We start from the raw sequence: 12,033 nt of genomic DNA on the forward strand, positions 1-12,033 counted from the left end.
CAGGTTAACCGCACGGATCGACCCATTGCGGCGGGACCCGCCGTTCGCGGACGCTCGGGGGCATGCCCGCCGGACCGCCCGGAGCCCACCCGGACGTGGGCTAACGTCCTATGTCGTGTCCACCGATGCCCCCGAGTCCGAGGTCCCCGCGCCGCCCGGCCGCCCGGCCCCCAAGCGGCGGCGGCGCCGTGCCCGCGCCCTGATGGCGACGATCGCCGCGCTCGCCGTGCTGCTGTGCGCGGCCGTCGGCGGCATCGGCTGGTACTTCGCCGGCGTCGCCACCGAGGTCGACCACAGCGCCGAGTACCCGTTCACCATCGAGGACGCGTCCGCCGGCACCGTCACGCTCCCCCGCGAACCCGAGACGGAGCGGCCCGGCACCTGGGCGCTGGTCTGGAAGCACGGCGGCCGCGCCCTGCTCGGACCCGTCGTCGGCGGCGGCGAGGACCATGTCGTCCGGAAGGTCGTGTCCGTCTCCCACGGGACGCTCGTCAAGGGCAACGCGGCCGGCATCGACCACTGGGTCTACTCCGGCGACCCGCGATCGGCGCTCGGGCTCGACTTCAAGGACGTCACATACCCGACCAAGCTCGGCCCGATGCCCGCCTGGCTGCTGCCCGGCACGTCCCCCAAGGGCACCTGGGTCATCGCCGTGCACGGACGCAACGCCGACAAGGCCGAGACGTTCCGCGCCATGCGGACCGTCCACGGCCTCGGCCTGCCCATGCTGTCGATCGCGTACCGCAACGACGTCGGCGCCCCCAAGTCCCGCGACCACAAGAACCACCTCGGCGACACCGAATGGAACGACGTCGCGTCCGCCGTCTCGTACGCGCGCGCGAACGGCGCCACCGGAGTCGTCCTGTACGGATGGTCGATGGGCGGCGCGATGGTCATGACGGCCCTGCGGCACGACCCGTCGTTCGTCCGCGGCGTCGTCCTCGACTCCCCCGTCATGGACTGGGACGCCACCCTCGACAAGCAGGGCGACGCCCGCCACCTGCCGCGGTTCGTCACCGGCGTCGCCAAGGCCGTCCTCCAGCGCCGCATCGGCATCGACCTGAAGGACTACGACCAGCGCCGCTACGCGCCCAAGCTGCGGACGCCGACGCTGCTGTTCACCACCGCCGACGACGCCGTCGTCGCCAACCGCCCCGCCTTCGCGTTCGCCCGGACGGCCCCGCCCGGCATGGTCACCCACATCGCCGCGCAGGGCGACCACACCGAGGCGTGGAACGTCGACCCGTCGCGCTACGAGGCCGCCCTGCGCACCTTCCTCACCAAGCTCCCCTGACCTCCAGCAACGTCTTCCCGGTCGTCGCCCGCGACTGGATCGCGGCATGCGCGTCGGCCGCGTTCCGGAGCGGGAACCGCTGCCCGATCACCGGCCGCAGCCTCCCCGCGGCCGCCTCCCGCAGCGCGCTCTCGGTCGCGTCCCTCATCTCCTGCGGCTCCGGCCGCGGCCGGAGCAGCGCGACCTCTCTCGCCCGCGCCGCCTCCTCCGGGACGTCGGCCCACTCGCCGCTCGCCAGACCGAAGCTCACCATCCGGCCGCCCGCGCGGAGCAGCGTGAACGCCTCCCGCGCCACGTCCCCGCCGACCCCGTCGAACACCACGTCCACCGGCTCGACCTTCTCGCTCCAGCCCGGCTCCCGGTAGTCGACCGCCTCGTCCGCGCCCAGCCCCAGCGCGATCTCCGCCTTATGCGTTCCTCCGGCCGCCGCGACCACCACCGCACCCGCCGCCTTCGCGAGCTGGACGAGCAGCGTCCCCACCCCGCCCGCCGCCGCCTCCACCAGCACCCGCTCCCCCGCCGCCGGACGCGCCGCCCACATCATCAGCGTCGCCGTCCGCCCATCGGCGAGCAGCGCGACCGCCTCGTCCAACGGCAACCCGTCCGGCACCTCGAACAGGCCCCGCGCGTCCACCACCGCCAGCTCCGCGTACCCGCCGGACCCGCCCATCCCGCTCACGACCCGCCGCCCCACCAGACCCGGGTCGGCCCCAGGCCCGACCGCCGCCACCGTCCCGCCGACACCGTTCCCCGGGACCATCGGCAGCCCCGGCGTGAACGGCTGCGGTCCGTTCCCCGACCGCATCTGCGTCTCCACGAAGGTGACATTCGCGTACTCCACCTCGACGAGCACCTGCCCGTCCCCCGGAACCGGATCCGGCGCCTCCCCCGGCACCAGCACCTCCGGACCACCGAACTCCCTCAGCCACACCGCGCGCACGGCGTCCCTCCCCTCACGTTGCGTCGCTCCACCATGCAACCTCAACCAAGATCGAGGTCAACGCCTCGCAACGAATCCCTTTTCTCGCCACACCCATCTCTGTAAGCTTTCGCGCGTATTCCGCCCCGTTGTCGGCTGCCGCTCAGGGATGGCGATGCGCGCCCGGTTGGTACGTTCCTCCCCGCCACGGCTCCGCCGCGCCGCGATTCCCCTGGCCGCGCTCCCGCTCGCCCTCCTCACGGGCTGCGGCACGTCCCACCCGTCGTCCGGTGCCCTCAAACCCGAAGGCACCTTCGACACCGGCGCCACCGCCCCCGCCACCGCCGCGCCCGCCCCGTCCGCCGTGCCGACCGCGCAGCTCTACAAGACGGTCCTCCAGCGCTACCGCGACTACCAGGCCGCCTACAAGCAGGCCTACGCCACCAACGACCCCAGCGCCCTCCCCGCCGTCGCCATGGACCCCCTCCTCGCCCAACTAACCAAGGACATCCAGTCCACCAAGGAAAAAGGCGAGGTCTGGCGGTTCACGAACACGCTGAATCCACGTGTCTACGCTCAGTCGAAGGACGGCAGCAAGATCTACGTCATCGACTGCGTGAACACCCTCGCCGGCTACCGCTACTCCGCCAAGACGGGCAAACGGACAGGCGGAGGGCAAGGCGGCGCCTACATCTACCGGACGACCGTCCAGTACGACTCGGGTACCTGGAAGGTCGCCGCGACCACCCGGGACCGCTCATGCTGACCTCCCGCAGCGAAGGACACGCGATGTCCGTCCACACCCCCACGGGCCGCCGCACGCTCGCCGGCGTCATCGCGACGACGACCCTGCTCGCCCCATTGCTGGTCACCGCGTCCGCCCACGCCTCGACCTGCTGGGTGAGCCCCTCGGGCAAGCTGGTCTGCAATCCGACGTCCACCAGGCCAGGAGGGTCGGGAGGAGGCGGCGGAGGCTCGGGTGGAGGATCCGGCGGCGACTCGGGCCCGGTGGCGCCGCCTCCGCCCGAGGGGTTGACCCCCAACCAGGCCATCGGCGTCGCTCCTGTGCCTGGAGGCAACGCCCCCTTGGCCCCGGCGCCGGCCAACACGCAAACGCTGGTGGAGGAGGCGTTGACCACCGCCTCGTTCCCGGTCCCCTCCGCCCATACCGCTCCCAAGGGAAAGACCTACGTGCGGGTGAAGACCTCACTATGGGTGGGCGGCTTCAAGGTCGTGAAGACCGACAAGGTGTCGGCCGGTGCGCAGACGGTCCAGGCGGTAGCGACCCCGGCGTCGGTCACCTGGAACCTGGGCAAGCCCATGGGCCAGGACACGATCATCCAGACCTGCGAGAACGCAGGCAGCGAGAACGGCAGGACCTGCACCTACACCTACCAGCGCTCGTCCGCCGCTAAGCCCGGCGGCGCCTATCAGATCACCGCGACCATCAACTGGAACATCGACTGGACCTGCGAAGGCGATGACTGCCAGGGCCACGGCGGGGATCTGCCCCAGCAGAGCCGCACCTCTCCGCTCACGCCGCTCACCGTCGGTGAGATCCAGACGACAACGAGCCAGTGAGGGACGATTCGCCCGGCTGGGAGGTCCCCGGCTACGTCCAGGTCGAGCAGTTGGGCTCGGGCGCCCAGGGAAGGGTCGTCCTCGCCCGTCATCACACGGGTGGCCCCGCAGTCGCGATCAAGTACCTGGCTCCGGGTCTGCTGGCGAACACCGGCGCGCGGATGACCTTCAGGAGCGAGGCCGAACTCCTCAGACGCGTGGCCGATCCCCATGTCGCGCGGCTCTTCTACTACGTGGAATCGCCGCAGGGAGCCGCGATCGTCCTCGAGGCGGTGCCCGGGCGGACGCTGCGGCGAGTGCTGGACGAGCACGATGAGCCGCTGGCGCCCGAATCCGCGCTGACGATGCTGAAGGGCTCTCTGCTCGGTCTGGCGGCGGCGCATGCGGTGGGCGTCGTCCATCGCGACTACAAGCCGGCGAACGTGCTCGTCCAGGACGACGGGCAGAGCAAACTGATCGACTTCGGCATCGCCGTCCTGACCGGACAAGGGGACCAGGCCGGGACGCCCGCATACATGGCACCTGAGCAGTGGGAGGGCGAGCCCGCCACTCCCGCGACGGACCTCTACGCGGCGACCTGCGTATTCGTGGAATGCGTCAGCGGCAAGAAGCCCTTCCAGGGGACGACCGCGGAAGCCCTCAGAGCCGAGCACACCACCGCGCCGGTACCTCTGGCCCAGGTACCCGAACCGTTGCGTCCACTCGTCCAGCGCGGGCTGGCGAAGAACCCCGCGGAGCGAGCCTGGAACGCCCACGAATTCGTCAGCGAACTCGAGGCCCTCGCCGTCCGCGAGTACGGGCCGGATTGGGAGCGGCGAGGCGTCATAGCGCTCGGCGCGGTGGCAGCGGCAGTGGGAACCGCAGTCCCCCTCGCCGTGCTCGGCGGCGCGCTGCTCGCCCACGGCGCCTCATCCACGGGCGTTGGAGCGGTGGCCTCGGGAGTGGCCAGTCATGCCGCGGCGGGCTATATGCAGAGTGCGGCATCAGCGGACGCCGCCGCCAAGGCCGGCGCCTCGACGTCCAAGGGCGTGCTCGCCAAGATAGGCGGGACCAAGGGCGCCGCAGGCCTTGCCGCTGCGGGAGTCGGCGCCGCGGCGGTCGCCTGGTACTTCTGGCCCGGGCCCGGCGTCGGCGGGGAGAGCCATGGCGCGGTCCATGCCGCCTTCACCCGGCCTGGAGTCCTCCTCGGCCAGCCGAATATGCCCGCGGCCGAGACTCCGTACATCGACTTGAAGATCACCGTCAAGCCCGCGAGAGCGAAGCCCGGTACCGAGGTGCGGTTGGTCTTCCAATTCCGAGCGCGCACCGTGGGCGGTGCCTACTACCTCCCCGGCGGCCGACGCCAATGCCTGGGCAAGGAAGGCGAACTTCCCAAGACGAACGCCTACAACTTCGGCATCGGCGAAGCGTCAGAACAGCTCGGCTTGAAGAACGAGGACTTCATCGCGTTCTACCGCGTGCCACCGGCCAAGGCCAAGGAGCTCCCCAAGAAGGCAGACGGCGTCTACCTACCAGCGGCAAGGACGATAGCCGGTGAGTCCCAGCCGTTCGTCCCGTCGGAATGCGCGTACCAGAGCAGGTGGACGGAGACCCGCACGATCGCTCTCCCTGACAAGGACCTCCTTGCTCCCGGGAAGTACCTGGTGACGCCGTATGCACCGGTCAAGATGATGCGCACGACGCAGAACAACAAGCCCATCGCACCGGAGGCGGCCGGGGCGTTCGCACAGGGGCGGTTGCCGATGATCCAGGTGCTCGACGGCTGAGGCGGCGGCCGGGTCCCGTGGCGTCGCCGAGGTCGAGACCTTTGGGCGTTGCGGCGGATTGGCGCTGGTCCGGGGCGGGGGCGGGGGCGGTGGTGGGGTCGGTGATCGTTGTGGGGGCTCGCGGGACAGGCGCTATCGTGGCGCCGTCGTCCACAGTTAGGGTCCCGGTGTTGCTCTCCGCTCTTTTCGGCCGCCTGAGGTTCGGGCCGGTGCGCGCCGCGGTCGCGGGCAACCGGTTGTTCTCGGTGCTGCTGCTGGCGGGGATCGTGCTGCGGGTGTTCGTGGTGCTGGGGTTCCCGCCGGCGCTGTTCTTCAACGACAGCTTCGACTTCCTGCGGATCGCGGACGGGCCGTTCCCGCACCCGCTCAGGCCGTCCGGGTACGGGCTGTTCCTGTGGGGGCTGAAGCCGTTGCACAGCCTGGCGCTGGTGACGGCGCTCCAGCATGCGGCGGTCGTGGGGATCGCGGTCGTCGGGTACCGGGTGCTGGTCCGGAACTTCGAGGTCAGGCGGTGGGTGGCGGCGCTGGCCGTCGCGCCGCTGCTGCTGGACGCCTACCAGGCGGAGCTGGAGCATCTGGTCCTGTCGGACACGGTGTTCACCGTGCTGATCCTCGGGGCGATGCTGCTGCTGGCGCGGCCGGGGGCGGCCGGGTGGCGGCGGGCCGGGCTGGTGGGGGCGCTGCTGGGGGTGGCGGCGGTCACCCGGACGGTGGGGGCGCCGCTGTTCGTGATCGCGCTGCTGTACCTGCTGCTGCGGCGGGCGCGGTGGACGTCGTTCGCGGTGCTGGCGGCGGCGTTCGTGGTGCCGCTGGGCGGCTACGCGGTCTGGTACCACTCGGACTACGGCCGGTTCGGGATGAGCGGCGTGGACGGGATCTTCCTGTGGGGGCGGACGTCCACGTTCGCGGACTGCGACAAGCACACGCCGCCGCCTGAGCTGGCGCATCTGTGCCCGTACGGGGCGCCGGAGGGCCGTCCCGCGGCGTCGCATCAGATCTGGGTGGAGAACTCTCCGACCGGGTGGACGAACGGGAAGCCGTTCGACGAGAAGACCAACGAGCAGGCGCAGGAATTCGCGCTGTGGGCGATCCGGACGCAGCCGCTCGATTATGTGAAGACCGTTTCCTACGACTTCTTCGTCCGGACGTTCTCGTGGAACCGGCACCATTATCCGACGGTCGGTACGGAGGCGCGGTACCACTTCCCGACGCGGCCTTGGGCGCAGGGTGAGAAGCCGCTGCCGCTGGTCGGGGGCGGGGACCGGGTCTCGGTGGTCCGGGAGTACGAGCACGGGTCGGGGAGGACGCATATCGTCGGTCCGTTCGCGGGCTGGTTGCGCGCTTATCAGAAGCACGTTTTCGTGCGGGGGACGATGCTCGCCGCGGTGCTGCTGGCGGGGCTCGTGGGGATGTTCCGGCGGCGCGGGCGCAAGGAGGTCGCGCTGCTGTGGGTACCGGCGGTGACGCTGCTGGCGGTCCCGCCGGTCACGGTGGACTTCGACTACCGGTACATGCTGCCCGCGGTGCCGTTCGCGTGTTTCGCGGCGGCGCTGGCGTGGGGGCGGCGGAAGGTCGCGGACGGGCCGGGGGCGACGCGGGCGGAGCCGGAGGAGGCGGAGGTTCAGCCGGCGGGGGCGTGACGGCCGCGCGAAGATCGCCGCGGGGTATTGCGCCCGGACCGGGCTATACGTGAGACTCCTTCACATTCTGGCTGAGGGAGGCCCCGTTGGCGCGCATCCGGTTCGACGTGCTGTTCGGCGTCCTCGTCCTGTCCGACGTGCTGCGGGTCTTCCTGCCGTCGCTGATCACGCTGGTCGGCAGCGCGGGCGAGACGCCGGCCGAGGTGATGGGCGCGTACGCGCTGTCGTGGTTCGTGGCCGCCTTCCTCACCGTGCCGCTGGCGCGGCTGGTGCCGTCGCGATGGCCGGCGGTCGGCGGAGGCGCCGCGCTGATCGTCGCGCGGATCGTCCTGCAGGCGACGGACGGCGGCGACGCGCAGCTCTACACCGCGAGCATCGGGTTGCTCGCCGGGCTGGTCTGGCTGGTCGCCACCGCGATGACCGCGCGGGAGCCGGTGCCCGCGATGACCGGGTTCGCGGCGGGTCTGGCGGTGTCGACGGCGCTGCAGGCGGCGATCGAGGGCATCGACCTGGTGTGGCGGGCGGGGGTCGTCCCGTGGGTTCCGCTGCTCGTCTACCTCGCGCTGTTCGCCGTCACGCTGGTTCGGCACAAGGAGACCGAGGGCGGGGAGCCGGCGGCGCCGCGCGCGTGGCTGGCCGCCGGGCTGTCCGTGCTGCTGTGGGGCATCTACACCGGCAACCCTGGACACGCTGAGGCGAGCGCGGGCTGGTCGGGCGGGGTCGCGGCGGCGGTGATCGCGGCGACGGCGGTGCTGTCGGTGGCGGTGGCGGCGAGCCCCCGGTTCTGGACGCGGCATCCGCTCGTCCCGGCGGCGGGGCTGGTGCTGTCAGCGCTCGGGTTCGCGATGGGCCGCGCGACGGTCGACGGCGTGCACGGCGTCTCACCGGGCTGGACGGTCGGCGCGCAGGTCGTCGGGCAGCTCGCGCTCGCGGGGTGCCTCGGCTGGGCGGTGCGCGTCCCCGGACCGGACCGTCCGGGCAGGTGCGGGGCGGCGATGGCGGGCGGCTGGCTGCTGTTCGTCGTGCTGATGTTCGCCTACTACTCCGCCTACGACCTGGGCACGCCGAACCGCTGGGTCCCGGTCGTGACGGCGCTCGGGGTGGCGGCGCTGGTCGTCCGGGCGCCGCGCGCGGCGGAGCGGCACGGGGTCGGCGTGTGGGCGGCGGGCGCGGCGGTGGTCGCCGTGGTCGCGGTCGCGGGCGTCCCGCTGTGGCGCGACACGGGGCCGAAGTGGCGGCCGGTGGACGACGGCGGGCTGCGGCTCGCCGCGTACAACCTGCGGATGGGCTACGGCCTGGACGGGACGATGACCGTCACCGACCAGGCGGACGCGCTGCGGAAGCTGCGCCCGCACGTCGTGGTGCTCAGCGAGGTGGACCGGGCGTGGCTGCTGAACGGCGGCCGCGACTCGCTGCGGCTGATCTCCGAGCGGCTCGGGCTGCGCGCAATCTGGGCGCCCGCCGGGGACGAGGTGTGGGGCGACGCGGTGCTCACCGACCTGCCGGTCACGTCCGTCCGGAACACGCCGCTGGTGAAGGGCGGGCCGACGGGCGCGGAGGCGCTGCAGGTGGGGCTGCGGTGGAAGGGCCGCGACCTCACGGTGATCGCGACGCACACGCAGCCGCCGGACGACTGGAAGGACCTCGGGCAGGCCGAGCAGCTCGCCCGGCTGGCCCGCGACGCGGCGCGCGACGGGCGGCAGGTCGTGATGGCGGGCGACATGAACCTGGAGCCGGGCAGCGCACCGTGGAAAGTGCTGCTGGGCGCGGGGCTGACCGACGCGCTGGCGGCCGCGCGGCCGTTCGCGACGTTCCCGGCGGCGCCGCGTCCCGACCAGCAGATCGACCAGGTGCTCGTCACGCCCGGCCTGACCGGACGCGACCAGACGAACGAGCCGGTGGCGTACTCCGACCACCGCCCGATCGCGGTCACTCTCGACGCGCAATGAGTACTTGAGCGGATATCGCCGCGTTCGGCGACGGGCGATCGTGGTGGCATGCGCCGACTCGTGATCACCCTGTCCGCCGCCGGTCTCGCCCTGGCGGGCTGCGGCGGGGCGCCGTTCCCCGCGTCCGGCGGCAGCGCCGAGGACGACGCCGCCAAGGACGCGCGGAAGAACGCCGACAAGGCGGGCGACAAGCTCTACACCTCGCGCGTGTGGCCGGCCCAGGACGTGGCGCACCGCGCGGCCGGCCTCGACGGCGTCGAGGTCATGAAGGTGACCGGTACGTCCACCGCGGGCCGGGGCATCCGGCTGGTGCTCCGCACGACCGGCACCGGCGCCACCTGGGACGACGACGAGCCGGTCACGGTGAAGCGCTGCTACGAGATGCGGTTCTCCACGACGACCGAATGGGGCCGGTACGGGACGCGCGAGGTGGCGTGCCCGCCGGGCGCGCCGCTGACGTTCAAGCCGTGGCCGAAGGCGCCGGAGATCCCGACGGAGCGGCTCGGGAAGGCGCTGCCGCGCGTCCGGTCCGGCGGCCGGGTGGACGAGGCGAAGATCCGCGCGGCGGTCGCGTCCCTGCACCTCGCCCCGGGGATCCGCGTCGAGGTCCAGCGGAAGGGGGACGTGGTCGGCGTGGCGCTGACCGTCCGCCCCTACCCGTACCTGGACGACGCGCTGGACTGCACGCTCGGCCGGGTCGCACCCGGCAGTACCAGCGTGTGGGTGCCGTCGCGGATCCAGCGGATGCCGGGAGAGGGCGGCTGCGACGTCGGCAACGCGATCGTCCCGCAGCCGCCGCCGCACTAGAGGTCGAGGTCGTCCGGGTGCTCGGCGAGGTGCTCCCAGAACTCGGCGTACGCCTGCTCGTGCATGATGCCGAGCTTGAGGATGCGGGCCCGTGAGGTCAGCCTGACCTCGTCGGACGGGTCGAGGGCGGCGCGGCGCTCGCGGTAGCCGGCGAGCCAGCGGCGGTGCAGCGCGGCCTGCTCGCGGGCGAGCGCGACGACGTCGCCGGGGTCGCCGAGGTCGGCGAAGAACAGCTTCAGCTGCGCGGGGTCGCGGGTCTCGATCCGCGGGCCGCCGGGGTCGGCGAGCCAGCGGCGGAGGGCGTCGCGGCCGGCGGCGGTGAGGTGGAAGACGCGGCGGCGGCGCCCGCCCTCCTCGGTCTCCTCGCGGAGCAGGCCGTCGGCGGCGAGGCGGGCGGGGATCCGGTAGAGCTGCGCGTGCGGGATCGGCCAGAACGGCTCGACGCTCTCCTCGACGCGCGCCTTCAGCTCGTAGGGGGTCATGGGCCCGTGCCGGGCGATCAGCCCGAGCACCGCGTACGCCTGCACGCCGTGTTCCTCCATGCGACCTCCTCCTCGCTCGCCGGCGCCTTGACACCGTCTCAGCGAGACCATATCGTCCATGCCACTGAGACCGTATCAATGAGATGGTTAGGGAGCGCGCATGAACGTCCACCCCGAGCTCGCCGGAGTCCTCGCCCGGATGGCACCGAGGGCCGACGACCCGCTCGCCGACATCGAGGCGACCCGCGCCGGGTTCAAGGCGCTGATGGCGCCGCGGATGCGACCCGACGACCGCACCGTGCTCATCGAGGAGACGACCGTCCCCGGGCCGGACGGCAACGCGGTCCCCGTGCAGATCCTCCGCCCGGCCGACGCCGGCGCCGGCGCCGCACCCGGCCCGCTGCCCGCCGTCCTCTACATCCACGGCGGCGGGTTCAGCTACGGCGAACTCGACGGGCCCAGCCCGATGGCGCGCGACGTCTGCGCCGAGACCGGCTCGCTCGTCGTGAACGTCCACTACCGGCTGGTGCCCGAGCACCCGTTCCCCGCCGGGTTCGAGGACTGCTACGCCGTGCTGTGCTGGCTGTCCGCGAACGCCGCCGCCCTGGGCGCCGACCCGGCGCGGATCGCGGTGGCGGGCGCGTCGGCGGGCGGCTGCCTGTCCGCCGCGCTGTGCCTCGCGGCGCGCGACCGCGGCGGGCCCGCCATCGCGTTCCAGACCCTGCTGATCCCGTGTCTGGACGACCGGCTCGCCACCCCGTCCGCCCGCCGCATCACCGACCCGCGCTTCACCAACCACGCCAAGACCCGCGCAATGTGGGACGCCTACCTGCCGGCCGGCGCCGTCTCCTCCTACGCGGCCCCGGCCCGGGCGGACGACCTGACCGGGCTGCCGCCCGCCTACGTCCTGACCTGCGGGCTCGACCCGCTGCGCGACGAGGGCCTGGACTACGCGCGGCGGCTGAGCGAGGCCGGCGTGCCCGTCGAGACGAAGGACGTGCCGGGCGCGTGGCACCTGTTCGAGGCGTACGCGCCGGACACCGACCTGGCGCGGCGCACCACCCGGCACTGGCTCACGGCGCTGCGCACCGGCCTCGCCGCGCCGCCGCTCGCCGCGCCGCCGCTCGCCGCGCCGCCGCTCGGCGCGGCGCTCGCGTCATGAGCCGAGGCGCGCGGCGGCGACCTTCTTCGGGACGACCATCCGCCACGCCTCGACGACCAGCTCGCCCATCTCCGGCTCGTCCAGCGCCGCCGTCCACGCCTCGACCCAGTTGAACCGCAGGTCCGACTCGCCGGGCAGCCGGAACCTGCCCGGCTCGGACGCCACCAGCGCCGCCCGCTCCTCCTTCGGGAACGCGAACCCCATCACCGTCTCGTCCCGCGAGAACGCGACATAGACGATCGAGCCGACCCGGAACTTCACCCGGTCCCTGATGAGATGCTCCGACGTGCGGGGCAGCGTCACCGCGAGCGCCCGCACCTGATCGACCGTGATCACCGTGTCCTCCTATGGCCAGCACGCCGCCCCGGAAAGTATGGCCGTCTCCCGGCCCGCACTTGGTGATCTTGTTAGATTGGCGGGACGGTGCGACGCC

General features: G+C 72.7%; 11 protein-coding genes. 8 read left to right on the plus strand and 3 right to left on the minus strand.

The features are described 5' to 3' along the window. Positions 1-115: 115 nt before the first annotated feature. The gene (locus tag J4709_RS55560) at positions 116-1,294 is read left to right on the plus strand and encodes an alpha/beta hydrolase family protein (protein WP_208240763.1); all 1,179 of its coding nucleotides are present in this window, start codon (positions 116-118) and stop codon (positions 1,292-1,294) included. Here J4709_RS55560 and J4709_RS13465 read toward each other — a convergent pair. Next, complete coding sequence (locus J4709_RS13465) at positions 1,278-2,234, minus strand: zinc-binding dehydrogenase (RefSeq protein WP_208240765.1); 957 nt, start codon at positions 2,232-2,234, stop codon at positions 1,278-1,280. The two genes, J4709_RS55560 and J4709_RS13465, sit on opposite strands and share 17 nt — an antisense overlap. A gap of 154 nt (positions 2,235-2,388) precedes the next feature. Here J4709_RS13465 and J4709_RS13470 point away from each other — a divergent pair, with 154 nt between their 5' ends. From J4709_RS13470 to J4709_RS13495, 6 genes are all read left to right on the plus strand, one after another. Further along, positions 2,389-2,979: a hypothetical protein gene (locus J4709_RS13470; protein WP_208240767.1), complete on the plus strand. Its 591-nt coding sequence runs from the start codon at positions 2,389-2,391 to the stop codon at positions 2,977-2,979. A gap of 23 nt (positions 2,980-3,002) precedes the next feature. Further along, entirely contained in the window at positions 3,003-3,794 is a 792-nt protein-coding gene (locus tag J4709_RS13475) for a hypothetical protein (RefSeq protein WP_208240769.1), read from the plus strand. Beyond that, positions 3,791-5,560, plus strand: coding sequence for a serine/threonine-protein kinase (locus J4709_RS13480; RefSeq protein ID WP_208240771.1), 1,770 nt, complete (start codon positions 3,791-3,793; stop codon positions 5,558-5,560). The genes J4709_RS13475 and J4709_RS13480 overlap by 4 nt, the downstream gene beginning before the upstream one ends. Before the next feature lie 170 nt (positions 5,561-5,730). After that, positions 5,731-7,200, plus strand: coding sequence for a hypothetical protein (locus J4709_RS13485; RefSeq protein WP_208240773.1), 1,470 nt, complete (start codon positions 5,731-5,733; stop codon positions 7,198-7,200). A gap of 86 nt (positions 7,201-7,286) precedes the next feature. Further along, positions 7,287-9,149 (plus strand): endonuclease/exonuclease/phosphatase family protein, encoded by a 1,863-nt coding sequence (locus J4709_RS13490; RefSeq protein WP_208240775.1) that lies wholly within the window; start codon positions 7,287-7,289, stop codon positions 9,147-9,149. A 48-nt stretch (positions 9,150-9,197) separates the two neighbouring features. Beyond that, positions 9,198-9,956: a translation initiation factor IF-2 gene (locus tag J4709_RS13495; protein WP_208240777.1), complete on the plus strand. Its 759-nt coding sequence runs from the start codon at positions 9,198-9,200 to the stop codon at positions 9,954-9,956. On the opposite strand, the gene J4709_RS13500 is transcribed toward J4709_RS13495, so the two are convergent. Beyond that, positions 9,953-10,498: a PadR family transcriptional regulator gene (locus tag J4709_RS13500; RefSeq protein ID WP_208240779.1), complete on the minus strand. Its 546-nt coding sequence runs from the start codon at positions 10,496-10,498 to the stop codon at positions 9,953-9,955. The genes J4709_RS13495 and J4709_RS13500 overlap by 4 nt on opposite strands. A 100-nt stretch (positions 10,499-10,598) precedes the next feature. Between J4709_RS13500 and J4709_RS13505 the strand changes: the two genes are divergently transcribed. Continuing rightward, a complete protein-coding gene (locus tag J4709_RS13505) occupies positions 10,599-11,600 on the plus strand; it encodes an alpha/beta hydrolase (RefSeq protein ID WP_208240781.1) in 1,002 nt (333 codons plus the stop codon). Here the strand turns inward: J4709_RS13505 and J4709_RS13510 are convergent. After that, a complete protein-coding gene (locus J4709_RS13510) occupies positions 11,595-11,936 on the minus strand; it encodes an MmcQ/YjbR family DNA-binding protein (protein ID WP_208240783.1) in 342 nt (113 codons plus the stop codon). The two genes, J4709_RS13505 and J4709_RS13510, sit on opposite strands and share 6 nt — an antisense overlap. Positions 11,937-12,033 lie beyond the last annotated feature (97 nt).

This window comes from Actinomadura violacea, assembly GCF_017573465.1.
Lineage (GTDB): Bacteria > Actinomycetota > Actinomycetes > Streptosporangiales > Streptosporangiaceae > Spirillospora > Spirillospora violacea.